General features: G+C 63.0%; 23 protein-coding genes. 4 read left to right on the forward strand and 19 right to left on the reverse strand.

Features of this window, described 5'->3' with window-relative positions; all coding sequences use genetic code 11:
• Positions 1–3 precede the first annotated feature (3 nt).
• The 3 genes from fabB to A3AU_RS0120360 all read left to right on the forward strand — a co-directional run bounded on the left by fabB (position 4) and on the right by A3AU_RS0120360 (position 3,778).
• A complete protein-coding gene (fabB, locus tag A3AU_RS0120350; protein WP_027054515.1) occupies positions 4–1,224 on the forward strand; it encodes a beta-ketoacyl-ACP synthase I in 1,221 nt (406 codons plus the stop codon).
• A 31-nt stretch (positions 1,225–1,255) separates the two neighbouring features.
• Positions 1,256–2,059, forward strand: a complete 804-nt coding sequence (fabI, locus tag A3AU_RS0120355) for an enoyl-ACP reductase FabI (protein WP_027054516.1) — start codon at positions 1,256–1,258, stop codon at positions 2,057–2,059.
• 174 nt (positions 2,060–2,233) lie between these two features.
• Positions 2,234–3,778 carry a putative bifunctional diguanylate cyclase/phosphodiesterase gene (locus A3AU_RS0120360; RefSeq protein WP_027054517.1) on the forward strand — a complete coding sequence of 515 codons (1,545 nt, stop codon included), beginning with the start codon at positions 2,234–2,236 and terminating at the stop codon, positions 3,776–3,778.
• A 4-nt stretch (positions 3,779–3,782) separates the two neighbouring features.
• Here A3AU_RS0120360 and A3AU_RS0120365 read toward each other — a convergent pair whose 3' ends face one another.
• The 10 genes from A3AU_RS0120365 to rimP form a co-directional block, all read right to left on the reverse strand.
• Positions 3,783–4,793 carry a class I SAM-dependent methyltransferase gene (locus A3AU_RS0120365; RefSeq protein ID WP_027054518.1) on the reverse strand — a complete coding sequence of 337 codons (1,011 nt, stop codon included), beginning with the start codon at positions 4,791–4,793 and terminating at the stop codon, positions 3,783–3,785.
• A 227-nt stretch (positions 4,794–5,020) separates the two neighbouring features.
• On the reverse strand, positions 5,021–7,168 hold the full coding sequence (pnp, locus tag A3AU_RS0120370) for a polyribonucleotide nucleotidyltransferase (protein ID WP_027054519.1): 2,148 nt from the start codon (positions 7,166–7,168) through the stop codon (positions 5,021–5,023).
• Positions 7,169–7,447: 279 nt separating this feature from the next.
• Positions 7,448–7,822: a 30S ribosomal protein S15 gene (gene rpsO / locus A3AU_RS0120375; RefSeq protein ID WP_272481095.1), complete on the reverse strand. Its 375-nt coding sequence runs from the start codon at positions 7,820–7,822 to the stop codon at positions 7,448–7,450.
• A gap of 88 nt (positions 7,823–7,910) precedes the next feature.
• Complete coding sequence (gene corA, locus A3AU_RS0120380) at positions 7,911–9,005, reverse strand: magnesium/cobalt transporter CorA (protein ID WP_027054520.1); 1,095 nt, start codon at positions 9,003–9,005, stop codon at positions 7,911–7,913.
• A 44-nt stretch (positions 9,006–9,049) separates the two neighbouring features.
• Entirely contained in the window at positions 9,050–10,036 is a 987-nt protein-coding gene (gene truB / locus A3AU_RS0120385) for a tRNA pseudouridine(55) synthase TruB (RefSeq protein ID WP_027054521.1), read from the reverse strand.
• Complete coding sequence (gene rbfA, locus A3AU_RS0120390) at positions 10,036–10,461, reverse strand: 30S ribosome-binding factor RbfA (RefSeq protein WP_027054522.1); 426 nt, start codon at positions 10,459–10,461, stop codon at positions 10,036–10,038. Before rbfA ends, truB begins: the two co-directional genes overlap by 1 nt.
• A gap of 127 nt (positions 10,462–10,588) precedes the next feature.
• The gene (infB, locus tag A3AU_RS0120395) at positions 10,589–13,171 is read right to left on the reverse strand and encodes a translation initiation factor IF-2 (RefSeq protein ID WP_027054523.1); all 2,583 of its coding nucleotides are present in this window, start codon (positions 13,169–13,171) and stop codon (positions 10,589–10,591) included.
• Positions 13,168–13,818: an RNA-binding protein gene (locus A3AU_RS0120400; protein WP_027054524.1), complete on the reverse strand. Its 651-nt coding sequence runs from the start codon at positions 13,816–13,818 to the stop codon at positions 13,168–13,170. The genes infB and A3AU_RS0120400 overlap by 4 nt, the downstream gene beginning before the upstream one ends.
• Positions 13,819–13,856: 38 nt before the next feature.
• Positions 13,857–15,452 (reverse strand): transcription termination factor NusA, encoded by a 1,596-nt coding sequence (nusA, locus tag A3AU_RS0120405; protein ID WP_027054525.1) that lies wholly within the window; start codon positions 15,450–15,452, stop codon positions 13,857–13,859.
• A gap of 52 nt (positions 15,453–15,504) precedes the next feature.
• Positions 15,505–16,137: a ribosome maturation factor RimP gene (gene rimP, locus A3AU_RS0120410; RefSeq protein WP_027054526.1), complete on the reverse strand. Its 633-nt coding sequence runs from the start codon at positions 16,135–16,137 to the stop codon at positions 15,505–15,507.
• Between the two features lie 349 nt (positions 16,138–16,486).
• Here rimP and A3AU_RS1000000139920 point away from each other — a divergent pair, with 349 nt between their 5' ends.
• Positions 16,487–16,651, forward strand: a complete 165-nt coding sequence (locus A3AU_RS1000000139920; RefSeq protein ID WP_081294167.1) for a hypothetical protein — start codon at positions 16,487–16,489, stop codon at positions 16,649–16,651.
• A gap of 19 nt (positions 16,652–16,670) precedes the next feature.
• Here A3AU_RS1000000139920 and trmB read toward each other — a convergent pair whose 3' ends face one another.
• The 9 genes from trmB to miaB all read right to left on the reverse strand — a co-directional run bounded on the left by trmB (position 16,671) and on the right by miaB (position 25,745).
• Complete coding sequence (trmB, locus tag A3AU_RS0120420) at positions 16,671–17,372, reverse strand: tRNA (guanine(46)-N(7))-methyltransferase TrmB (protein WP_027054527.1); 702 nt, start codon at positions 17,370–17,372, stop codon at positions 16,671–16,673.
• Between the two features lie 26 nt (positions 17,373–17,398).
• Entirely contained in the window at positions 17,399–18,664 is a 1,266-nt protein-coding gene (gene metK, locus A3AU_RS0120425; protein ID WP_027054528.1) for a methionine adenosyltransferase, read from the reverse strand.
• Positions 18,665–18,832: 168 nt separating this feature from the next.
• Entirely contained in the window at positions 18,833–19,252 is a 420-nt protein-coding gene (locus A3AU_RS0120430; protein ID WP_027054529.1) for a helix-turn-helix domain-containing protein, read from the reverse strand.
• A gap of 138 nt (positions 19,253–19,390) precedes the next feature.
• Positions 19,391–20,983, reverse strand: coding sequence for an apolipoprotein N-acyltransferase (gene lnt / locus A3AU_RS0120435; protein WP_027054530.1), 1,593 nt, complete (start codon positions 20,981–20,983; stop codon positions 19,391–19,393).
• Between the two features lie 95 nt (positions 20,984–21,078).
• Positions 21,079–21,549, reverse strand: a complete 471-nt coding sequence (locus A3AU_RS0120440; RefSeq protein WP_032917753.1) for a VOC family protein — start codon at positions 21,547–21,549, stop codon at positions 21,079–21,081.
• A gap of 16 nt (positions 21,550–21,565) precedes the next feature.
• Positions 21,566–22,660 (reverse strand): hemolysin family protein, encoded by a 1,095-nt coding sequence (locus A3AU_RS0120445; RefSeq protein WP_027054532.1) that lies wholly within the window; start codon positions 22,658–22,660, stop codon positions 21,566–21,568.
• 27 nt (positions 22,661–22,687) lie between these two features.
• On the reverse strand, positions 22,688–23,188 hold the full coding sequence (gene ybeY, locus A3AU_RS0120450) for an rRNA maturation RNase YbeY (protein WP_027054533.1): 501 nt from the start codon (positions 23,186–23,188) through the stop codon (positions 22,688–22,690).
• A gap of 18 nt (positions 23,189–23,206) precedes the next feature.
• Complete coding sequence (locus A3AU_RS0120455; RefSeq protein WP_019863063.1) at positions 23,207–24,199, reverse strand: PhoH family protein; 993 nt, start codon at positions 24,197–24,199, stop codon at positions 23,207–23,209.
• A gap of 136 nt (positions 24,200–24,335) precedes the next feature.
• Entirely contained in the window at positions 24,336–25,745 is a 1,410-nt protein-coding gene (gene miaB / locus A3AU_RS0120460; RefSeq protein WP_027054534.1) for a tRNA (N6-isopentenyl adenosine(37)-C2)-methylthiotransferase MiaB, read from the reverse strand.
• Positions 25,746–25,778: the final 33 nt, after the last annotated feature.

The raw sequence follows: 25,778 nt of genomic DNA on the forward strand, positions 1-25,778 counted from the left end.
CGAATGAGACGTGTCGTAGTCACAGGCCTCGGCATCGTGTCGTCGATCGGCAACAATGCCAACGAGGTGCAGACGTCGCTGCATGACGCCAGATCGGGCATCAGCTTTTCCGATTCCTTCGCCGAGCACGGTTTCCGCTGCCAGGTCTGGGGCGCACCGACGCTCGACCCGACCGCCATGATCGATCGCCGTGCGATGCGCTTCCTGTCGCAGGGTGCCGCCTGGAACCACGTCGCCATGGATCAGGCGATCGCCGATGCGGGTCTGGGCGAGAGCGACATCACCAATGAGCGCACCGGCATCGTCATGGGCTCGGGCGGCCCCTCCACCCGCACCATCGTCGAGGCGGCCGAAACGACGCTGAAGAACGGCAGCCCCAAGCGCATCGGCCCCTTTGCCGTGCCGAAGGCGATGTCGTCGACGGCCTCGGCCACTTTGGCCACCTGGTTCAAGATTCACGGCGTCAACTATTCGATCTCGTCGGCCTGCTCGACCTCGGCGCATTGCATCGGCAATGGCTATGAACTGATCCAGTGGGGCAAGCAGGACATCGTCTTTGCCGGCGGCCATGAAGATCTCGACTGGACCATGTCGGACCTATTCGATGCCATGGGCGCCATGTCGTCGAAGTACAATGACAAGGCATCGACGGCTTCGCGCGCGTATGACGTCGATCGCGACGGCTTCGTCATCGCCGGCGGCGCCGGCGTGCTGGTGCTGGAAGAGCTCGAGCATGCCAAGGCGCGGGGCGCCAAGATCTACGCCGAAATCGTCGGCTACGGCGCGACCTCGGACGGCCACGACATGGTCGCGCCTTCCGGCGAAGGCGCGGTGCGCTGCATGCGCCAGGCGCTGGCGACGGTTTCCACGCCGGTCGATTACATCAACACCCACGGCACCTCGACGCCGGTCGGAGATTCCAAGGAAATGGGCGCCATCCGCGAGGTGTTCGGCGAGAAGATGCCTTTCATCACCTCGACGAAATCGCTGACTGGCCATTCGCTCGGTGCTGCCGGCGTGCAGGAATCCATCTATTCGATCCTGATGATGCAAGGCGGCTTCATCGGCGAAAGCGCCCATATCGACACACTCGACCCTGAATTCGAGGGCATGCCGATCGTGCGCAAGCGCATCGACAACGCCAAGATCGACACCGTCCTGTCAAATTCCTTCGGTTTCGGTGGCACCAACGCAACGCTCGTTTTCCAGCGCTATTCCGCATAAGGCCAGCGTTTTTCTAAAAGGATTGCCAGCCATGGACGGACTGATGAAGGGCAAGCGCGGGCTTGTCATGGGTGTCGCCAACGATCATTCGATCGCCTGGGGCATCGCCCAAAAATTGTCCGAACACGGGGCGGAACTCGCCTTCACCTACCAGGGCGAGGCCTTCGGCCGGCGGGTCAAGCCGCTTGCCGACAAGCTCGGCGCCTCGCTTGTCGTTCCCTGCGATGTCGAAGACAGCGCTTCGGTCGCCGCCACGTTCGAGACGCTTGGCAAGGCCTGGGGCGGACTGGACTTCGTCGTCCATGCCATCGGCTTCTCCGACAAGAACGAATTGAAGGGCCTTTACGCCGACACCAGCCGGGACAACTTCGTCCGCACCATGGTGATCTCCTGTTACTCCTTCACCGAAGTGGCCCGCAATGCCGCGCCACTGATGACGCAGGGCGGCTCGATGATCACGCTGACCTACGCCGGCTCGGTCCGCGTCATGCCGAACTACAATGTCATGGGTGTCGCCAAGGCCGGCCTCGAGGCCAGCGTGCGCTACCTCGCCAACGACTACGGCCCGCGCGGCATCCGCGTGAACGGCATCTCGGCGGGACCGGTGCGCACGCTGGCCGGCGCCGGCATTTCGGACGCCCGCCACATGTTCTCCTACCAGCAGCGCAACTCACCGCTGCGTCGCACCGTGACCATCGACGAGGTCGGCGGCTCCGCGCTTTATCTGCTGTCCGACCTGTCTTCAGGCGTCACCGGCGAAATCCACTATGTCGATTCCGGCTATCACATCGTCTCGATGCCGACGCTCGATGAGTTGAAGCAGACGGATGGCTGACAGGTCCTGAGACGAACCAAGGTCACATGCTTTTGGCAAGATGCATGGGGCTGTTTCGGAGAAATTGCCGTTTCCGACTACAAAATAGTCTTCTCCAGTAAAATTGGACGCATTCGCGGAAACTCATTTTAAGAAGATTTCCGCTATAGAGTCCCGCATTCTGGGGATCCTTGAATGCCTGTCGTCAGCAACCCGAAGCGAACACCGGTGTTCCGACTGCTCACCATAGCAAGTTCGGGCATTGGCAGTTTCATCCTCGGCATCTGGGGCTTGAAGCACGGCTTCGGCGACGGGTTTGGCGGCATCTCGGTGGACATGATGGTCGCGATCATGGCCGCGCTTTGCGCGCTGGCGGCGTCGGTGGCGGCAATGTCATTCTTCGCCGGCATCGATGAATCGGCGGATTTCGTGTTCAATGAAACCCATTTCGACAAGCTGACCGGACTGCTGGCTCGGCCGGCGATGGTGGGCAGGGTCGCGGAGGCGGCGTGCGCGACAAGCCGAACCGGGGAACCGATGTTCCTGATCGACATCGACATCGACCGGTTCAAGCAGATCAACGACGCAATCGGCTATACACAGGGCGACGAGTTGATCCGCGCCTTTACCAAGCGGCTGCAGAGCTGCGTGCCCGCACGTGCCCTGATCGGGCGTATCGGCGCCGGCGAGTTCGCGGTGCTGCTTCCGGATCACCAGATCCAGGGAACGATGGAAAGCATGGTCGAAAGGCTCATCGACGAGATGATGGAGCCCTACGAGCTCAGCAGCCATCAGCAATCGGTGAGCCTGTCGGTGGGTATCGTGGCCATGCCCAAGGATGGCGTCGATCCGGTCCTTATCCTGCGCCGCTCCAACCTGGCGCTGCAGCATGCACGCAGCAGCGGGGTCGGCAACTGGTCGGTGTTCGACAGCGAGATGGGGCGTGTCGCCGATTATCGCCAATGGGTCGAAGCCGAACTGCACACCGCTTTCGAGCGCGGGGACTTCGACCTCCACTATCAGCCGCAACTCGACCTGCCGACCGGCCGTATCATCGGCTATGAAGCGCTGATCCGCTGGAACCATCCCGAACGCGGTATGATCCCACCGATGGAGTTCATCCAGATCGCCGAGGAAACCGGGATGATCAACCCGATCGGCGAATGGGTTCTGCGCAAGGCCTGCAGCGACGCCCGCCATTTGCCGGACGACTGCTTTGTCGCCGTCAACATCTCGCCGGTCCAGTTCATGACCAAGGATTTCGTCGGGGTCGTGCGCGACACGATGAGGACCACCGGCATCAAGCCGTCGCGGCTTGAGCTGGAAGTGACCGAGACGGCGATGATGCAAGACCGCGACCGCGCCGCTGCCATCCTGAAAGAGCTTGCCGAGATGGGCATCTCCGTTGCCGTCGATGATTTCGGCACCGGCTATTCGAACCTCAGCTATCTGATCGATTTCTCGTTCGGCAAGCTGAAGATCGACCGCTCCTTCGTCAGCCGCATCGATACCGATTCCAGCTCCGGCGCCGTCGTCTCGACGATTGTCGGGCTGTCGCGCGCGCTCGGCGTCAGCATCATTGCCGAAGGCGTGGAGACCGAAAACCAGGCGACGCTGCTGAGAGCAGCCGGCTGCGAGGTGGTGCAGGGCTACCTGTTCGGCCGGCCGGCGCCGCTCAAGATCGGGCTTGGCGACAAGCACGCCGGTGAGGACGTGCGGCGCGTCGCCAATCTTCATTGAGCAATCAACGACGGGCGGAAATCACCTTGAACATGCCATCGCGGGCAAGCTCCGCATGGCTTGAAAAGGCGGCCGACAGCACGGGCTCGTAGGGAAGCTGGCGGTTGGCGACCATGAACAGCCTGCCACCGGGCTTCAACGCCTTGGCCGCGGCGCGGATCATGCCGGCGCCGATCTCCGGCTCCGCCGCCCGGCTGCGGTGAAAGGGCGGGTTCATGGCGATGACGTCATAGCGGCGCTCGACAGGATCAGCGAGCAGATCGGTCCAGAAGAAGCCGCGCGCCACGGTGTTGCCGAGATTGCTCTTGGCTGCCTCCAACGCATCGAAATCGGCCTCGTAGAGATCGACGCCGGACAGGCCTGGCGAGCTGGCAGCCATTTCAGCTGCGACATAACCCCAGCCGGCGCAGAAATCGGCCGCATTGCCGCGCAGGTCACCGGGCAGGCTGTCGACCAGCAGTTTCGAACCCGCATCGACGCGATCGAAGGAGAACATGCCGGGTGCGGTGTGGAACCGGCCCTCGACCAGCACAGCGGGATTGGCGGCGCGAAGCGCGTCGGCGGCCTGGCTATCCACCGGGCGGCGCAGCCAGAAGGCGATGCCGTGATATTTCGGCAGATAGCCGTCGAGCGGCACAAGTTCGCCGACGCGCTTGCGCAGGCTGGCAATGCCGTCTTCCTTGCCACCGGCAACGACGACCAGTCCGCCCGGAGCCGCGCGTTCGAGAGCCTCGGCTATGCGCAGTTCGTTCTGTCCGCGATGACGGCCCGCGAGCACCAGCGCGGCATCAAAATCGTCGCCCTCGGTTCTCGGCGTGACGGCGAAACCAGCCGCCTGCAAGGCGCGGAAATGCGGCCGGAAGCCCTGCACGAGATGCAGCGCCGCCTCGAAGCCTGGCGGCCAGCGCAGGCCGGGCTCGGCGCCGAGGAAGAGGACGCGCTCGCCCGTTCGTGGCAGGGACAGAGCCTCGGCTTCGAACGGATGGAAAAGCGTCTTCAGCGCCTCAATGGACATCGATATGCTCCCCAGGGTCTTAAAGCGCGTCGCTCTGAAACGGATTCACGCAACGCGCTTCAAGTCTTTGTTTTGATGCATTGTCGTTGTCCCAGAACCGCTGCACACTTCTGGGCGACAGGCATTAGGCAATTCCCAAGGGAAAGCGCTGCACGTTTCCTGGAATTGCTTCAAACGAAAACGGGCGCGACATAAGCCGCGCCCGCGTCGATTTTCTGTCAGGTCGCTCAGGCAGCGTTTTCTTCGCCTTCGGTCTTCTTGTCGCGAGCGACTTCCTTGCCGGTGGCCTGGTCGACGACCTTCATCGACAGGCGGACCTTGCCGCGCTCGTCGAAGCCCATCAGCTTGACCCAGACCTTGTCGCCTTCCTTGACAACGTCCGAGGTCTTGGCGACCCGGTCGTTGGCGAGCTGCGAGATGTGGACCAGACCGTCACGCGGGCCGAAGAAGTTGACGAAGGCGCCGAAGTCGGCGGTCTTGACGACCGTGCCTTCGTAGATTTCGCCGACTTCCGGCTCGGCGACGATGGTGTGGATCCACTTCTTCGCCGCCTCGATCTCCTTGGCGTTCGAGGAAGCGATCTTCACCGTGCCGTCGTCCTCGATGTTGATCTTGGCGCCGGTCTTCTCGACGATCTCGCGGATGACCTTGCCGCCCGAACCGATGACGTCGCGGATCTTGTCGGTCGGAATGTGCATGACCTCGATGCGCGGCGCGAACTCGCCGAGTTCGGGACGGGCGCCGGTCAGGGCATGCGCCATTTCGCCCAGGATATGCTGGCGGCCATCCTTGGCCTGGTCCAGCGCGATCTTCATGATCTCTTCGGTAATGCCCTCGATCTTGATGTCCATCTGCAGCGAGGTGATGCCGTTGGCGGTACCGGCGACCTTGAAGTCCATGTCGCCGAGATGATCTTCGTCACCCAGAATGTCGGAGAGGACCGCGAAGCGCTCGCCTTCCTTGATCAGGCCCATGGCGATACCGGCAACGGGCTTGGCCAGCGGCACGCCGGCATCCATCAGCGCCAGCGAGGTGCCGCAGACGGTGGCCATCGACGACGAACCGTTGGACTCGGTGATCTCCGAGACGACACGCAGCGTGTAGGGGAACTGGTCAGCGCTGGGCAGCATCGGACGGATGGCGCGCCAGGCGAGCTTGCCGTGGCCGATTTCGCGGCGGCCCGGCGAACCCATGCGGCCGGTCTCACCGACGGAATAGGGAGGGAAGTTGTAGTGAAGGAGGAACTTCTCCTTGTACATGCCGGTCAGCGAATCGACATACTGCTCGTCCTCGCCGGTGCCGAGCGTGGCAACGACCAGCGCCTGGGTCTCGCCGCGCGTGAACAGCGCCGAACCGTGGGTACGCGGCAGGACGCCGACTTCGGAGACGATCTTGCGGACCGTCTTCAGGTCGCGGCCATCGATGCGCGAGCCGGTGTCGAGGATGTTCCAGCGCACGACCTTGGCCTGGAGCTCCTTGAAGACGGAGCCGATCTGCTCGGAGGTGTACTTGGCGTCTTCGCCTTCGGCCGGAGCAAAGGCTGCCTTGACCTTCGCCTTGACGGCGTCGACGGCGGCGTAGCGCTTCTGCTTGTCGACGTTCTTGTAGGCAGTGCTGAGTTCGTCGCCGACGATCTTCAGCATCTCGGCTTCAAGCGCGGAATAGTCCGGCGCGGTGAAGTCGCGCGGCTCCTTGGCGGCAACCTCGGCCAGCTTGATGATGGCATCGATGACCGGCTGGAAGCCCTTGTGGCCGAACATGACGGCGCCGAGCATCAGTTCTTCGCCAAGTTCCTTGGCTTCGGACTCGACCATCAGCACGGCGTCTGCGGTGCCGGCGACGACGAGGTCGAGCTTGGATTCCTGCATCTCGTCGATGTGCGGGTTGAGCACGTATTCGCCGTTGATGTAACCGACGCGGGCGCCGCCGACCGGGCCCATGAAGGGAACACCCGACAACGTCAAAGCAGCCGAGGTGGCAACGATCGACAGGATATCCGGGTCATTCTCGAGATCGTGCTGAACGACGGTGACGACGATCTGGGTATCGTTCTTGTAGCCGTCGGCGAAGAGTGGGCGGATCGGACGGTCGATGAGGCGGGAAACCAGCGTTTCCTTCTCGCTCGGACGGCCTTCGCGCTTGAAATAGCCGCCCGGGATCTTGCCGGCGGCGTAGGTCTTTTCCTGGTAGTTGACGGTCAGCGGGAAGAAATCGAGGCCGGGCTTCGGCTCCTTCATCGAAACGACGGTGGCCAGAACCTTGGTCTCGCCGTAGGTGGCGAGCACAGCGCCGTCAGCCTGGCGCGCGATCTTGCCGGTTTCGAGGGTGAGCGGACGACCGCCCCATTCGATTTCCACTTTGTGGTGATTGAACATATCTTGTCCTTAATAAGCGGAAAGGGCCGCGCCGTTTCACGGTGCGCGGATGCCCTTTCCCTGGCTTCCTTTCTCGGGCAGCCACGGGCAAGACAACGGGAAGCTCGGGTGATTTCAGCGCGGGCTAAGCGCGCGAGCGTCCTGCAATCCTGCCCCATGACCGTCCATGGGCGGTTTCGAGTGGCCCTCTGCGCGCTCGAAACCGGGTCTGGCCAGTCTCTACGACTGGCAGAATGCGCGACCGGCGGGCCCTCCGAAGAAAGCCCGCCGGTCAATTCGTCAACGGCGCAGACCGAGCTTCTCGATCAACGTCTGGTAGCGCGCGTCGTCCTTGCGCTTGAGATAATCAAGCAGGCTGCGGCGCTGGGAGACGAGAGCGAGCAGACCACGGCGGGAATGGTTATCCTTCTTGTGGTCCTTGAAGTGGTCGGTCAGGTTCTTGATGCGCTCGGAAAGGATAGCCACCTGGACTTCCGGAGACCCGGTATCGCCCTTGGCGGTTGCGAATTCGCCCATCAATTCCTGTTTGCGCTCGGCAGTAATCGACATCGTGTTTTTCCTTATCTGTTTGAGGAAACGGGTCGCCCTCAGCCGGGATGTCGTCCAGCAGGGGCCGGTGCAAGCAAAGCGTCGTGGCGCTATGCTGCGGCGCATATAGTGCAATTCCCCTGAAAACACCAGCCTAATTCACGAAGCCGGCTTCGGCGTGGTTTTTGCGGCACGAAAGAGACTTTTGCCGCGGCTAAAGCCACTTCTTCCATCTGAAGAAGACGATCAGTCCCACCGCGACAAGCAGCATGAAGACGAGTGCCGCCGGATAACCATAATAGGATCGCAGCTCCGGCATGTTCCATGGCGAGGCGTCGGGACTGAAGTTCATGCCCCAGACGCCGACCAGGAAGGTCAGCGGCATGAAGATGACCGAGACGATGGTGAGATAGCTGATGACGTCGTTGGTGCGCGCCTGGCTCAGGGACAGATGCATCTCGATCAGGCCGGTCAACATGTCACGCTGGGTCTCGACCAGCTCGATCAGCCGCAATGCATGGTCCAGCGTATCATTGAAGAAGATTTTCGTTTCAGCCTTCACGTAGGGCACATCGTTGCGGATCAGTGTCGCCAGCGCATCGCGCATCGGCCACAGCACGCCTTTCAGCACATTGGCGTCGCGCCGCAATTCATGCAGTTGGCGCATCTGATGCTTGTGCGTTGAATGCAGCATCTCGTCCTCGATACCGTCGACCACGTCGCCGGCCGCCTCGATCGGCGGAAAATAGCTGTCGACGATGGCGTCGATCAGCGCATAGGCGAGATAGTCGGCGCCGCGGGTGCGCAACCGGTTGGGCATCGAGGCAGCGATGCGCTTGCGCACGGGATCGAACGGATCGCCTTCGCGCTCCTGGAAGGTAACGACAAAGTTCTTGCCGAAGAAGACGGCGACCTGCTCGTAACGGTGTGAGGTCACATCGTCGATCATGCGCAGGACAACGAAGGCATGGTCCTCGAAGAAATCCACCTTCGGCCGCTGGCCGGTGTTGACCACGTCTTCCAGCGCCAACGGATGCAGGCTGAAGATCCGGCCGATCTCCTCGATCAGCGGGATGTTGGCCAAGCCCGTGCAGTCCAGCCAGACGACCGGCCAGCGGTCGCAATGGGTATTGAGATCGTCGATGCTGGCATTGTCGATGGTCTTGAATTTTTCGGGCGAAATCAGCGTCAGCCTGAGTTCGCTGCGCCGCGCCGCCGGATCGGCGATCAGCGTACCCGGCGAAGCGCCGACGGGCGGCCGCCGCGTTTTCACCGGCGCCCGCTTTTTCATCGCCTCGGCCTTTGCCATCTGCTCCTCGAGCGTAACGTCAACCTGAAGTTAGACCAGAGCCGTCACCCGGCAAAGACCCGCTTGGGCTTGAACATGCCTTGCTCGATCGCGCCGATGGCAACCAGTTTGCCACGTGCCGTGGCGCAAGCTTCTTCGGCTTCGACAGGCGCGTCGCGGCCGCGGATGATGACCGGGTTGCCGAGACGGATCTTCGTCGCCGCGTCGTCGCTGATGGCGATCTGTGGCAAGCAGTCGAGAGCCGCCGACGTATCGACGAGAAGCGCATCGATCGCGCCGAAGTCGACCGGCTTGGTCACCGCCTCGGCCTGGTCCGATCCCCCGGCCGCTTCCGGTCCCTCATCGCCCTGGTCCCCGAAGCGGGCTGCCTCGAGTTCGGCAATGGTGACGAAATCCTCGGGCGTGAACGGTTCGACCTCGACCCGGCGCAAGTCGGAAATATGGCCGAAACAGCCGAGGTCGCGGCCCATGTCGCGGGCCAGCGAGCGCACATAGGTGCCCTTGCCGCATTCGACCTCGAAAACGGTGTGGTCGGCGTGGTGCTCGACGATGTCGAGGCGGCCGATCTCGATCTCGCGCGCGGGAATGTCGACCGTCTCGCCTTCGCGGGCGAGATCGTAGGCGCGTTCGCCCGCGATCTTGATGGCCGAGAATTGCGGCGGCGTCTGCATGATGACGCCGGTATATTTCGGCAGCAGCGCCCTGACCTCGGCTTCCGGCGGACGCAGGTCTGAGCTCTCCGTCACCGGCCCTTCAAGGTCGTCCGTCGAGCGCTCCTGCCCCCAGGCAACGGTGAAGCGATAGATCTTGGCGCCGTCCTGCACATAGGGCACGGTCTTGGTGGCTTCGCCGAGGGCGATGGGCAGCATGCCGGAAGCGAGCGGATCGAGCGTGCCGGCATGGCCGGCCTTTTCGGCCTGGAACAGCCATTTGATCTTGGACACGGCCTCGGTCGACCCCATGCCGACCGGCTTGTCCAGCACCACCCAGCCGGAGACAGGCCGGCCCTTCTTCTTGCCGCGGCGGCCCATTATTCGCTGTCCCCATCGTCGTCTTTGCCTTGACCGTCCGCATCCAGATCACGCGCCACTTCGGGCGACTTCAAGAGATCGTTGATCCTGGCGAAATTGTCGAAGGAGGTGTCCAGCCGGAAGCGGAATTCCGGCATGTACTTCATCTGCCTGAGCGCGCCGGAGACACGCCCGCGGACGAATTTCGCATGCTTGTTCAGTGCTTCGATCACCGCGTCGGCATCCTTGGCGCCGAGCGGAGACACAAAGGCCGTGGCGATTTTCAGATCGGGCGACATGCGCACTTCCGAGACCGAAACCACGGAATTTTCAATCACCGGATCGATGATCTCGCCGCGCTGCAGGGTTTCAGACAGCGCATGGCGCACCTGTTCGCCGACGCGAAGCATGCGTTGGGACGGGCTGGACGTGGTTGAACGAGGCATTTTTCTCAATCCTGAAAGCGTGAGGCGCGGGATGGGACCGTGCCGCATGTCTCATACGGGGTCATTCTCGACAGGCTTGGGGCGGCGGCCTCTCGACCACCGCCCGAAACCGACAAGTCACTCGAACTCAGAGTGTCCGGGTCACCATCTCGACGCGGAAGCACTCGATGATGTCGCCGACGCGCATGTCTTCGTAGTTCTGGAAGGCCATGCCGCACTCCTGGCCGCCGGGAACTTCCGAAACCTCGTCCTTGAAGCGCTTCAGCGTCTTCAGCGTGCCTTCGTGGATAACGACGTTGTCGCGGATCAGGCGTACGCCCGCACCACGCTCGACCTTACCTTCGGTGACACGGCAGCCGGCGATCTTGCCGACCTTGGTGATGTCGAAGATCTCGAGGATCTCGGCATTGCCGATGAAGGTCTCGCGACGCTCCGGCGACAGCAGGCCCGACAGAGCCGCCTTCACGTCATCCACGAGATTGTAGATGATCGAGTAGTAGCGGATCTCGATGCCGGCGGCCGCGGCCGCGGCACGTGCCTGCACGTTGGCGCGAACGTTGAAGCCGATGATCGCAGCACCCGAAGTCTCCGCCAGCGAGACGTCGCTTTCGGTGATGGCGCCGGCGCCGGCATGAACGATGCGCGCACGCACCTCGTCGGTGCCGAGCTTGTCGAGCGCCGCGTTGATCGCCTCGATCGAACCCTGCACGTCGCCCTTGATGACCAGCGGGAATTCCTTCAGCCCGCTCGTCTGCAATTGCGACATCATCTGTTCGAGCGAACCGCGCTGGCCGGCATGCTTGGCCACCGCCTTCTCACGCGCCAGACGTTGGCGATATTCGGTGATCTCGCGGGCGCGGGCCTCGTTGTTGACCACGGCAAAGCGGTCGCCCGCCTGCGGAGTTCCCTGAAGGCCGAGCACCTCGACCGGCATCGCCGGCGGCGCTTCTTTGATCTGCTCGCCGCGATCGTTGACCAGCGCGCGCACGCGACCCCATTCGTTGCCGGCGACAAGAATGTCGCCTGGCATCAGCGTACCGGTCTGCACCAGCACGGTGGCCACGGGGCCACGGCCCTTGTCGAGCTGCGCCTCGATGACGACGCCTTCGGCGGTACGGTCCGGATTGGCCTTCAGGTCGAGGATTTCGGCCTGCAGCAGGATCGCCTCGAGCAGCTTGTCGAGATTGGTGCCCTTGGTCGCCGACACTTCGACGTCGAGCACTTCACCGCCCATCGATTCGACGAAGACTTCGTGGCGCAGCAGTTCGGAGCGAACCTTCTGCGGATCGGCGCCGTGCTTGTCGATCTTGTTGATCGCCACGATGATCGGAACGCCGGCCGCCTTGGCGTGGCTGATCGATTCGATCGTCTGCGGCATGACGCTGTCGTCAGCCGCCACCACCAGGATGGCGATGTCGGTGGCCTGGGCGCCGCGGGCGCGCATCGCCGTGAAGGCGGCGTGACCGGGGGTGTCGATGAAGGTGATCTTCTGACCATTCTTCTCGACCTGATAGGCGCCGATATGCTGGGTAATGCCGCCGGCCTCGCCGGAGACGACGTTGGCATTGCGGATGGCGTCGAGCAGCGAGGTCTTGCCGTGGTCGACGTGGCCCATGATGGTCACGACCGGCGGACGCGATACCAGGTCCTCGGCATTGTCGGCGATGTTGAACAGGCCTTCCTCGATGTCGGACTCGGCGACGCGGCGGACCGTGTGGCCGAATTCGGTGGCGACCAGCTCGGCCGTGTCGGCGTCGATGACGTCGCCCGGCTTCAGGATCTGGCCCTGCTTCATGAAGAACTTGACCACATCGACCGCACGTTCGGACATGCGCTGTGCCAGTTCCTGGATGGTGATGGTCTCGGGCAGGATCACTTCGCGCATGACTTTCTCGCGCGGCTCATTGTGCATCGCGCGCTTGAACTTCTCCTGGCGGCGACGCATCGACGACAGCGAGCGGGCTCGCGCATCCTCTTCGGAAAGCGCGGTGTTCAGGGTCAACTTGCCGCGACGGCGATCTTCCTCGGCCTTGGTCGGCTTGGCCGGACGCGGCACTTCAGCAGTAATCGGACGGCGCACCGGGGTACCGGCGCCAGTGCGCTTCGGCTTGACCTCTTCCTCTTCGTCAGCCGTTGCCAGTTCCGCGGCCTGCGGCGCGCGACGGCGTGCCTCTTCCTCGGCGCGACGGCGCGATTCGGCCTCGGTCTGCAGCCGTGCTTCTTCCTCGGCCTGGCGGCGCGCGGATTCTTCGCGCTCACGCTTGCGGCGCTCTTCGTCCTCGGCCCGGCGCTTGGCATCTTCCGCGGCGCGCTGACGGTCTTCGACCTCGCGGACCTTCGAGCCCTCGAGCGCCCTGCGGCGCGCTTCCATCTCGCTGCGCGACAGTTCGTTCAGCACCATGCCGCCGCGTTCGACCGGGGCCGGCGGCGGTGGCGGTGGTGGCGCGGGCGGTGCTTTCGGCGCTTCCTGCACGACAGGCGCGGCGACAGCCGCCGGCTTCGGCGTGAAGACGGGTGCAGCAACCGGCTCCGGCTTGTCGCCGGGCATCGAGAATTTGCGCTTCTTGGTCTCGACGACGACCTGCTTGGTGCGGCCGTGCGAGAAGTTCTGACGCACAGTGCCCTGTTCCATGCCGGGGCGCTTCAGCGTCAAGGTCTTCTTCGGTGTAACACTCAACGTCTTGTCGTCGCCCGATTTCGTATCGCTCATTCCATATCCTCTGCGGCATCATCTTCGTCAGCAACGGCCACAAGCATTGCAAGATCGTCCGGGGTACCGCCCCGATATCGGTCGAGCGCAACCATGCGCTTCAGGACCGCCTTACCCGCGTCTCCCGCGAGGACGGCAGCATGTATCACATTTGTACCCCCCAATGCCAAGCTCAACTCGGCTTCGGAGAAAAGTTTGTAGGCAAGGACGGATGGCCCGCCAATATGGACGGTCGCCCGCCGTGCTTGACTGATCTTGCGTACGCCATCGTCCGACGCTTCGGTCGCGTGGAGCACGAAAAGCGCCAGGCCACTGCGCACCGCGCTCTCGACTTTGGTAGCGCCCAGCGCGATCGCGCCTGCCTTGCGGGCGAGACCCAGCATGCCCAGAGCGGATCTGGAAAGCAGCCCATCGACCATGCCGCCAAGATCCGGCGGCACGACCACCTGTGCCTTGAAGGCGCGGGCAAAAAGGTTCTTGGCCGCCGCCTTGTCGATATGTAGGCGGTCGGCACTCACCCAGCAACCGCGGCCGGGCAGATTTCTCTTGAGATCGGGAACGACGGCCGAATCCGGGCCGACGACGAACCGGATCAGTTCATCCGGTTCGGCCTGCTTGCGGGTAACGATGCAGGTGCGATCGTTCATCTCGTCCAAGGGCGGGTTGTGTGCGATGCGGTTTCACCTCACGCACCAACGGCTTCGTCAGCCGATGCTTCTTCGGCTGCAAGCTCGTCCTCGGAAATCCAGCCGGCCTTGAGACGGGCATTGAGCACCATCTGCTCGGCATCGGCGCGCGAAACACCATGATTGGCCAGCACGCCCGGATAGACCTTGGTCTCGCCGTCCTTGCGTTCCTTCCAGCCGGTCAGGTCGTCGGCGGCATAGCCGGCGAAATCCTCGATCGTCTTCACGCCGTCCTCGCCGAGCGTCACCATCATTGCGGTGGTGATGCCGGGGATTTCGCGCAGCTCGTCCTTGACGCCCAGCGCCTTGCGCTTCTCGTCATGCTCAGCCTCGATCTTTTCGAGATATTCGCGGGCACGGGTCTGGATCTCCGAAGCGGTGTCGTCATCGAAGCCGTCGATCGAGGCGATCTCGCCGGCGTCGACATAGGCGACTTCCTCGACGCTGGTGAAGCCTTCCGAGGCCAGCACCTGGCCGACCATCTCGTCGACGTCGAGGGCTTCCATGAACAGCGCCGAGCGCTCGACGAATTCCTTCTGGCGGCGCTCGGATTCCTCGGCCTCGGTCAGGATGTCGATGTCCCAGCCAGTGAGCTGCGAGGCGAGACGCACGTTCTGGCCGCGGCGGCCAATGGCCAGCGACAGCTGATCGTCGGGAACCACCACCTCGATGCGCTCGGCATCCTCATCGAGCACGACCTTGGCGACTTCCGCCGGCTGCAGCGCGTTGACGATGAAGGAGGCAGCCGAGGGCGACCATGGAATGATGTCGATCTTCTCGCCCTGCAGTTCGCCGACGACGGCCTGGACGCGGCTGCCGCGCATACCGACGCAGGCACCGACCGGGTCGATCGAGGAATCGCGCGAAATAACGGCGATCTTGGCGCGCGAGCCCGGATCGCGGGCGACCGACTTGATCTCGATGATGCCGTCATAGATTTCCGGCACTTCCATGGTGAAGAGCTTGGCCATGAACTGCGGATGGGTGCGCGACAGGAAAATCTGCGGGCCGCGCTGCTCGCGGCGCACGTCATAGACATAGGCGCGGACGCGATCGCCATATTTGTAGTTCTCGCGCGGGATCAGCTCGTCGCGGCGGATGATGGCTTCACCACGGCCGAGGTCGACGATGACATTGCCGTATTCGACGCGCTTGACGGTGCCGTTGACGATCTCGCCGATGCGGTCCTTGTATTCGTCGTACTGGCGGTCGCGCTCGGCCTCGCGCACCTTCTGCACGATGACCTGCTTGGCCGACTGGGCGGCGATGCGGCCGAAATCCATCGGCGGCAGCTGTTCGGCGATGAAATCGCCGAGCTGGGCGTCGGGATTGCGCTCGCGGGCCGAGGAAATGGCGATCTGGGTGGCATAGTCGTCGACCTCTTCGACAACTTCCATCAGCCGCTGCAGCTTCATCTCGCCGGTGTTGGGGTTGATGTCGGCGCGGATGTTGGTCTCCTGGCCATAACGCGAACGCGCCGCCTTCTGGATCGCATCGGCCATGGCGGCGATGACGATCGACTTGTCGATCGACTTTTCACGCGCGACCGCGTCGGCAATCTGCAGCAGTTCAAGTCTGTTGGCGCTTACAACCATGTTTTTTCTCCCGAGCCTGTTTGCCGGACGTTTGCGCCCGGCAGCTCAATCGTTATTCCTGTTCGTGTTCTTCCGTGGCGTCTTCGGAAATATCGTCTTCCGGCTCGCCGCGGCGTTTCTTGGCTTCCTTGCGCGCCCTGTTGTCCTTCGACAACGCATCGCGGATGAGGTCGTCGGTCAGGATCAGCCTGACATCGGCAATGGCGTCGTAGGGCACGCGTACCGTCGGCTCCTCGCCATAGGCTGCCTTGTCGCGCTCGATCAAGACGTCGTTCTCGCCAGCCTCGGCGATCTTGCCCTTGAAGCGCTTGCGATCAGCGACGATGACCGACGTCTCCATCTTCACCAGATGACCGGTCCAGGTCACGAAATCCGATTTGCGCACCAACGGCCGATCGATGCCGGGCGAAGACACTTCGAGATGATACGCCTTTTCGATCGGATCATCGACGTCGAGCGCCGGCGACACGGCGCGGCTGACCTCTTCGCAATCCTCGACGGTCATGGTGCCGTCCTCGCGTTCGGCCATGATCTGCAGCGTCAACCCGTTCTGACCGGACAGATGCACCCGCACAAGGCGAAAGCCGATGCCGCGCAGCACCGGCTGGACGATCAGCGCAATGCGCGCATCGATGCCGCTTTCGCGGATGATGCGGTCGTCACCTTCGCTTGCCGTTGCAGTCATCAATTGCCTGTCGTTCGTTTCGAAATGTTCTTTAGTTTGCGCATCGGAACCATCCGAAAACAGCTTCGCACTTTTCGGTCCGATGCACCCGCCAGGTAATAAAAAAGAGCGGGACCGGTGGGACCCACTCTTCGTCATACCGACCAAGAATTTGACGCTGATATAGACGAACACGGCCGGCGTTTCAAGCCCGCCGTGGCGGGTCGGCAAAAGCGCTGACGCGTCAGCATTGCTCCGGGCGCATGGCCGCCATGCGGCAATCCCCCTGTGAGCGGAGGCGGGGCGCTCTTATTTATTAGCCACGACACGAACACAAGCGGCGCGCGGTGGCGCGCGAGAGGACAAGATCATGAGCAATCGCAGATTATTTTCCGCCCTGGGCGATCTCTTCACGACATTTGGCAGCGCGGTCGCCGCATCGCGCGCCGTGGAAGCCGGCCGCAAGCCGCGGGCCGACGATTTGCGTAAGCTCGGAATGGATCCGGCCATCTTCAACAGGATCGGCCGTTTCTGAAAATTCAGGAAATAGGCGCCTATTTCCGGACGAAGGTCAGATAGGCAGGCTGACGGCCTTCGCGAATGGCCTTCGCCTCGTAACGCGTGCCCGGCCAGCCCTCATATGGGCGGTGCCAATCGGCTGCTTCAGCCGCTTGCCACGCGAAGGCGCCATGCGCTCGGCAATGCAGCAAGGTCCAGTTCACATACGTATCGATGTCGGACGCGAAGTGGAATTTTGAGCCCGGCTTCAGGACGCGCGCGAAACGGTCGAGATTGACCGGGCTGACGAAACGCCGCTTCCAGTGCTTCTTCTTCGGCCACGGATCGGGATAGAGAAGATCGATGCCGTCGAGCGTGGCCGGCGGCAGCCAGTCGAGCAACTGCGTGGCATCGTCATCAAAAACGCGCAGGTTGGCGAGCGGCCTTGCCGTCACCGCCATCATCATCTTGGCCATGCCGTTGACGAAGGGCTCGACGCCGATGAAGCCGGTCGTCGGCGCTTCGATGGCGCGGTGCAGAAGATGTTCGCCGCCGCCAAAGCCGATCTCGAGCCGGACAGCCGAAAGGTCGGTCTCAAACAGGGTGCGCAGATCCGGCGGCGCCTCGGCCTTCAGATCGAGCCCATAGGCGCCAAGCCCGCTTTCCAGCGCCGCCGCCTGCTGCGGGCGCACCGGCTTGCCGCGCCGGCGACCGAAGAACGCTTCGGTCGCGCGGCCTGGCCTGTCTTGCGGGCTCATCTGGTGGCGCAGGGTCTGTCGTGGCCTCAGGCCGCGACAGCATCCTTGAGCGCCTTGGCGAGATCGGTCTTCTCCCAGGAGAAAGACCCGTCACGGCCGGCCTTGCGGCCGAAATGGCCGTAGGACGACGTCTTGGCGTAGATCGGCTTGTTGAGGTCGAGATGACGGCGGATGCCCGACGGCGACAGATCCATCACGTTGCGCAGCGCGTCCTCGAGCCTTGCCTCGTCGACCTTGCCGGTGCCGTGCAGATCGACATAGACCGACAGAGGCTGGGCAACGCCGATGGCGTAGGAAAGCTGGATGGTGCAGCGGTCGGCAAGCTTCGCCGCCACGACATTCTTGGCCAGGTAGCGTGCCGCATAAGCAGCCGAACGATCGACCTTGGTGGTATCCTTGCCGGAGAAGGCGCCGCCGCCGTGGGGGGCAGCACCGCCATAGGTATCGACGATGATCTTGCGGCCGGTGAGGCCGGCGTCGCCATCCGGGCCGCCGATGACGAACTTACCGGTCGGGTTGATGTACCACATGCAATCGTCGGCGATCTTGAGATCGCCAAGCGCCTCGCGGATGTAGGGTTCCACGACCTTGCGCACCTTCTTGGAGTCCCAGGTCGGGTCGAGATGTTGGGTCGACAGCACGATCTGCGTTGCCTCGGCGGCCTTGCCGTCGATGTAGCGGACAGTGACCTGGCTCTTTGCGTCCGGCCCGAGCTTGCCGGCCTCGCCGTTGTTTTCGTGACGGGCGGCGGCCAGAAGTTCGAGGATTTTATGGCTGTAGTAGATCGGCGCCGGCATCAGGTCCGGCGTCTCGCGGCAGGCATAGCCGAACATGATGCCTTGGTCGCCGGCACCTTCCTCGCCCTGACGGTCGGCGGCGTTGTCGACGCCCTGGCCGATGTCGGGCGACTGGCCATGCAACAGGACCTCGATCTTGGCGGTCTTCCAGTGGAAGCCGGCCTGTTCATAGCCGATCTCGCGAATCGCCTTGCGAGCAACCGACTTGAACTTGGCCGGGTTGATGATCGAATGTCCGGCCGCGTCCTTGAGGACATTGCCGGCCTTGTCCTTCTTCAGCAGCGTCTCGGGGACGCGCACTTCGCCGGCGATGACGACACGGTTGGTGGTCGCGAGCGTCTCGCAGGCGACACGGACCTTCCACGGGTCCATGCCGGTCTTCTTGGCTTCACGGTAGACCAGATCGACAATCTCGTCGGAGATCCGGTCACAGACCTTGTCGGGATGGCCCTCGGCAACGGATTCCGAGGTAAAGAAGTAATTCTGCCGCGTCACGGGTGTCCCCTCTTGAAAAACGATCGGCAGGCTGCCGATTTTGGCGCGCCACGTGTTAGCGGGGCAAAGCGCCGCTCGTCAAGCGTTGCCGCTCTTCTGGCACGACTGTCGATGTCGGTATCTTGTGCCACCGGCGGCAAATGCCGCCGGATCGAGGCGCATCGAGGATCAGTCGAGATCATCCGCGGCGAGCGACTTCACCAGGTCGATAATCCTGCGGCGCACCTTGACGTCAGCGATCTTGACGAAGGCCCGGTTGAGCTGAAGGCCTTCGGGACTGCCGCAGAACTCGACGGCGAAAGCCATCGAGGCATCCTCCGAAAAGCCACGGCCGGCCGCCGCCTCCTGGCCTGGCGCATCCTCGAAAAAGAAGGCGACGGGCACGCCGAGTATGGAGGCGATCGCCTGCAGCCGGCTGGCGCCGACGCGATTGGTGCCTTTTTCATATTTCTGGATCTGTTGAAATGTGATGCCGAGATTTTCGCCCAGCTTTTCCTGGCTCATTCCGAGCATATTGCGGCGAAGCCGGACGCGGCTTCCAACGTGGATGTCGATGGGATTGGGTTTCTTCTTGTTTTCTTCTGTCATTTTTTCCTCGCCGAATTTTTTCGGCTTTGTGATTTTTTCCCGCCCAAAAAAAGCCGGAGGCGACTGCCCCAACAGAACGATCCACCAGCTTCGAGAAATTTTCAGGCGATACAGTATGAGTTTCTAATGTGTCGACTGTCAATTCACCCGTAGCCTTTGCCTTACGTTCAACAACGCTCCCACAAGCGCAAACAGCAACATGATCAGCATTCCGTTAATGCGCCGCTGGCCCGAAGAAACGACCGTCTGTCCCGAAATCGGCACCGTCACATCGATGGCTCCGCGCGCGTCGATTGCCAGCGCATCGACGATGCGTCCACGTGGATCGACGACGGCCGAGATGCCGTTGTTGGCAGCACGCAGCAAGGGCAATCCGTTCTCCACCGCGCGAATCTGAGCCTGCCTGAAATGCTGATACGGTCCCGGCGTGTCCCCGAACCAGGCATCATTGGTAACGTTCACAATAAGCTGCGCTGACGTTGCGTCAACAGCCACAAGATCGGGAAAGATCACCTCATAACAGATAAATGGCAGCGCGCGGATGCCGCCCGGCAGGGTGATGGCATGACGCTCGTTGCCGGCGGCAAAAGTCACCGGTCCGGCGACAAGCTGGGCGATACCGAAGCGGTTGAGCAGGTCGGCGAAAGGTAGATACTCGCCGAAGGGCACGAGATGGACCTTGTCGACGGCGTCGGCGATTTCGCCCTTGTCGTTGATCGCCACGACGGAATTGTAATAGCGGCTGTCGGCGCCGGCCGCCGAGCCGCCTTCCTCGCGAACGACGCCGGCGATCAGCATCTGGCCATCGGCCAGCATGTCGCCCAGCGCCGTCAACGCGTCCGGGCGTTCGGTGAAGAGGAACGGCACCGAGGTTTCGGGCCAGAGAATGAGCTGTGGCTTACCATGACCGGGGTCCGGCGCCTTGGCGGACAGGCCAAGCAAGGTGGCGAAGATGCGGTCGCGCACCGAGGCGTCCCACTTTTCACTGAGATCGACGGCAGGCTGGACAATGCGGACTTCCAGGCTGCGCTCCGCCGGCTTTTCAGGAGCGGCAAGCCTGACATAACCGAAGCCGACATGCGCCGCTGCAAGCAGGACGAACAGCGCGGCGCCCAGGCGAAGATGCCGGCGAGCCGCCAGCAGCGCCGGCAACGAAAAGAGAAACACCGCAAGCACGTTCATGCCGATCATGCCGGTCACCGAGACGCTCTGCATCAGAAGAGGCACGGGCATTGCAGCGTAACCGATGGCATTCCAGGGAAACCCGGTGAACAGGAAGCCGCGCAGCCACTCCGCCAGCCCGAAACCGAAGGCAAGGGCTGCGATGCGGCCGATATCGCTGCTCCACAAGAGCCGGGCGACCATCGTTGCGAAGCCGTAGAAAAAGGCGAGCGCGAAGGGAATGCCGACCATGGCAAAGGGCAGCGCCCAGGCAAAATCGTCGGCCTCGACCAGCAGCGCCGAGCCGATCCACCAGAGTCCGGCGAGGAAATAGCCGAAGCCGAACCACCAGCCGACGGCGAAGGCCGGCCGCAGGCGTTTGAAAAGGCTGCCCGAGGCCTCGCCGGTGGCGCCGTCGAGCAGCCAGACCAGCAGCGGAAAGGAGATGAAGCAGGCGGCGAAGAAGTCGTAGGGCGCCTGACCCAAAACCGCCAACGCCCCGGCGACAAACGCCACGAGCGCACGGCGCCAACCCCAAAGCAGAATTATCCGGCCGGCCAAGCGCTCCATGCAAACTTCCGAGTCGCGCGAATCAGGACGCAAGATTTAACAGGCCGCGGTCCGCGCTCCAAACGCCTGTCGGCCGCGCTATCTCGATCGCCGCTCTACCGGTGCCAGCGGTCGATGCGCAGACCGCTCAACAACTCGGCCTCTTCGCGAGACACACGACGGATGGGCTGTGAGAAGGTCCAGACATGGCCCTCGGGATCGCGGGCCCGATATTGGCGTTCGCCGTAGAACTGGTCCGCCGGCTCCTGGATTATGTCGGCACCGGCCGCCCGTGCCTGCTCGCAATGGGCGTCCAGGCCATCCTTGAGCCTGACATAGACCGACTGCGTGTTCTTGCCCGAGACCGAAGCCGGGCTGGCGATGTAGTCGGCCCATTCGGAATCGACGATGATGGTGCACTCGCCGAATCGCATCTCGGCGTGGACGAGCTTGCCCTCGGCATCACTGATCACCATGCTGCGCTCGAAGCCGAAAGCCGCCTCCAGCCACGTCAGCGCCGCGCGAGGATCCCTGTAGAAGACACCGGACCCAAGGCTCGCGTGCTTGAACGGATCGTCGATCGTCATCGGGGGAGCGGGCAGCTCAGGCCTGCTCGGTGCGCGCCGTGGCGCGCCGGCGGCGCTCGCCCTTCTGGCTCTGCACGATGCGCACGCGCTTGACGCGGCGCGGATCGGCATCGAGGACGTGGAACTCAAAGCCAGGAATGGCCTGCACCACCTCGCCGCGCGCCGGCACGCGGCCGAGCGTGTTGAAGATCATGCCGCCGATGGTGTCGACATATTCGCCATGTTCGCCGGCGGCGAAATCCCCACCGATCATCTTGGCGACCTCGTCGATCTCAGCCTTGCCGTCGACGATGAAGACGCCGTCACCGGCCTGGGTGATCATCGGCTCGTCGTCGTCATGCTCGTCCTCGATGTCGCCGACGACCATCTCGACAATGTCCTCGAGCGAGACAAGCCCGTCCGTACCGCCATATTCATCGATGACCAGCGCCATCTGCGTGCGTGTCGTCTGCATGCGGCCCATCAGGTCGGAAGCAAGCATCGACGGCGGTACGAAGAGAACCTGGCGGATCAGATTGAGCTCGCCGATGGTGCGTGCCAGGTCGACCTGGGCGAGGTCCAACTGCGTGGCGACGGGGGCTTTCCTGGTCGCGCGGCCCTTCTTGACGCGCGCAAGCTTGGTGATGTGGGCCAGCACGTCGCGAATATGAACCATGCCGCGTGGATCATCGAGCGTCTCGGAATAGACCGGCATGCGGGAATGGCCGGATTGCTCGAAGGTGCCAAGCAGGTCGCCGAGCGTCGTCGTGATCTCGACCGCCTCGATGTCGGCGCGCGGCACCATGACGTCCTCGACGCGCACCTCTCGCAGCCGCAATATGTTGTTGAGCATGGCGCGCTCGCCAGGCGAGAACGATTCCGCGTCACTCGCGGTCTCGGCCAGCGCACCGGCGATTTCCTCACGCAGGCTGGTGCCGTTGCGTTGCCTGAACAGGCCCAGAACGCGGTCGAACAAGGAGGGTCCGGCAGGCGAAGCTTCGCTGGCGGCGCTGCCGGTGTTGGCAACAACAGGGGTAACGGTACTCGGACTTGACCCCTCTTCCGACGTATCGGAAGCCTTGGTCGCACTGCCGGCGTCGGGGCGGGCGGCAGTCTCTGGTTTGTCGTTCATCGTCGTCCGGTCAATTATCAGATGTAGTTACGCGTAGGGATCGGGAATGGCAAGCCTTGCGAGCGCCGCGCGTTCGATGGCCTCCATCTCCTCGGCCTCCGTGTCGGTCTCGTGATCGTAGCCCAGCAAATGCAGCAGGCCATGGATGACGAGATGGGTGATATGGTTCCGCACGGGCTTGTCTTCCAGTGCCGCTTCGCGCGAAACCGTCTCGGCGGCGAGCACGATATCGCCCAGCATCGGCGGCAATGGGCCGCCTCGTACAAGCGGAAAAGCCGGGAAAGACAAGACGTTGGTGGGTTTGTCCTTGCCGCGCCAGTCCGCATTGAGGGTTCGTATATGAGCATCGTCGGAAAAAACGACGCTGAGTTCGGAACGGCCCGTCACGCCGGTTTCGGCAAAAGCAGCGTCAGCCGCGCGATCGACCAGCCGCGTCAGGCTGGCCTCATCGGGCCAATCGCCCGCTTCGACCGATATATCGATATCGACGAGAGCAGCCCCGTCGCCGGATAAATTGTCCTCAGGCATGAACCTGCATCGTCAAAATCAATTCTCGGCGCCCAGGCCGCGCGCCAGCTTGGCGTCACGGTCATAGGCCCGAACGATTTCCGCCACCAGCGGATGGCGCACGACATCGACATCGTTGAAGCGCACGGTGACCGCGCCGGCCACCCCGTCGAGCACACGCAAGGCCTCGACCAGACCCGATTTGGTGCTCGGAGGAAGGTCTATCTGGGTCGGATCGCCGGTGACGATCATGCGCGAGTTCTCGCCAAGACGCGTCAGGAACATCTTCATCTGCATTGGCGTGGTGTTCTGCGCCTCGTCGAGGATGACGGCGGCATGCGCCAGCGTGCGGCCTCGCATGAAGGCGAGCGGCGCGATTTCGATCACTTCCGCAGCAATGGCGCGCTCGACCTTGTCGGCGGGCATCATGTCGTAAAGCGCGTCGTAGAGCGGCCGCAGATACGGATCGACCTTCTCCTTCATGTCGCCCGGCAGGAAGCCCAGCCGTTCGCCGGCCTCGACGGCCGGCCGCGACAGGATGATGCGCTCGACCATGCCGCGCTCGAGCAGCATCGCCGCGTGCGCCACCGCCAGATAGGTCTTGCCGGTACCGGCCGGACCGATGCCGAACACCAGTTCCGACCGCTCCAGCGCGCGCATATAGGCGTCCTGGTTGAGCGAGCGGGCATAGATCGTCTTCTTGCGGGTGGCAATCTGGGCGGCGGAAACCTTGCCCTTGCGCTCAAGCGTCGGCAGCGTCAGTTGATCGTCGGCGGCGACCGCCATGCGCACGGCGCCATCGACGTCGGACTGGCCGATATCGACGCCCTTCTGCAGAATCCCATAGAGGTTGTCCAAGGCGCGGCGCGCCTGTTCGGCCGCCGAAGCCGAGCCCTTGATGGTCAGCTGGTTGCCGCGCGAGCGGATGTCGACGCCAAGCTTCTGCTCGAGCCGGGCGAGGTTCTCGTCGAACTGACCGTAAAGGGCGCTGGCAAGCTTGTTGTTGTCGAAAGTCAGAACGATGTGCGCCATGTCAGAAGCCCCAGATGCCGGTACCGGGGGCAGGTTCTTCAGCTCTGCTGCGCTCAACCGTCTCTCCTCATCTGCCGAGGCTTGTGGCTATGCATGTCGTTGTCCCATAACTGCGGGCACTTTTGAGCGACAGGCATCAGGCCAACTCGGCGAACAGGCTGTTGTAGCCCGTCTTCGTGATTCGCACCTGGATAATGTCACCGATTTCGCCGGCCTTTTCATCAACAATAACGGGCTGCAGCCAAGGTGAGCGGCCGACCTTCTGGCCAGCCTGGCGGCCGGGCTTCTCGATCAGCGTGCCGATGGTGCTGCCGACAAGGCTCAAGCCGAAATCCTGCTGCTGTTTCAGGAGCAGTGCCTGCAGGCGCTGCAAGCGCTCGTCCTTGATCGTTTCCGGCACGTGATCAGGCATTTCGGCGCCCGGCGTGCCCGGACGCGGCGAATATTTGAACGAAAAGGCCGAGGCGTAGTTCACCTGGCGCACCAGTTCCATGGTCGCCTCGAAATCCGCGTCCGTTTCACCGGGGAAGCCGACGATGAAGTCGCCTGACAACGCGATATCAGGGCGCGCGGCGCGGATGCGGTCGAGCAATGCCAGATAATCCCTGGCGGTATGCCTGCGATTCATCGCCTTGAGGATGCGGTCGGAGCCCGATTGCCCCGGCAGATGCAGATACGGCATCAGCGCGGACAAATCGCGGTGTGCCGCGATCAGCTCGTCGTCCATGTCGCGCGGATGGCTGGTGGTATAGCGCAACCGCGCCAGTCCGGGGATTTCGGCGAGACGGAACAGCAGGCGGCCAAGGCCCCATTCCTCGCCATTGTCGCCCTGGCCGTGCCAGGCATTGACGTTCTGGCCGAGCAGCGTCACCTCGCGTACGCCGGCCTCGGCCAGGCGCTCGGCTTCCGCGACGATCTGCGCCACCGGCCGCGACACTTCCGAGCCGCGCGTATAGGGGACGACGCAGAAGGTGCAGAATTTATCGCAGCCTTCCTGCACGGTGAGGAAGGCGGTGACACCGCGCTTGATCACCTCGGCGCGCTTCGGCTGCGGCAGATGCTCGAACTTGTCCTCGATGGCGTAGTCGGTCTCGACGATCTTTTCGCCGCCGCGGACTCTGGCCAGCACGTCGGGCAGACGGTGATAGGTCTGCGGGCCGATGACGAGGTCGACGGCCGGCGACCGCCTGATGATCTCGGCACCTTCGGCCTGCGCCACGCAGCCGGCGACGCCGATCAGCAGCTCGCGGCCGGCACTGGCGCGCTCGGCCTTCATGTCGCGGATACGACCGAGCTCGGAATAGACCTTTTCCGCAGCCTTCTCCCTGATATGGCAGGTGTTGAGCAGCACCAGATCGGCCTCGTCGATGGCATCGGTCGCCGTATAGCCGTCGGCGGCCAGCGCATCGCCCATGCGCTGTGAATCGTAGACGTTCATCTGGCAGCCATAGGTCTTGATGAAGACCTTTTTCGCTGCCGTGGCGCGCGCAGCCGGCTGCCCGGCCACTGTGCCGATGTCGTCGCTTTCAATCGTGTTCAAGTCCATCGGCCGGCTTCTAACGCCTTTCCGTGACAAAAA

Source organism: Mesorhizobium erdmanii USDA 3471 (genome assembly GCF_000472705.1).
Lineage (GTDB): Bacteria > Pseudomonadota > Alphaproteobacteria > Rhizobiales > Rhizobiaceae > Mesorhizobium > Mesorhizobium erdmanii.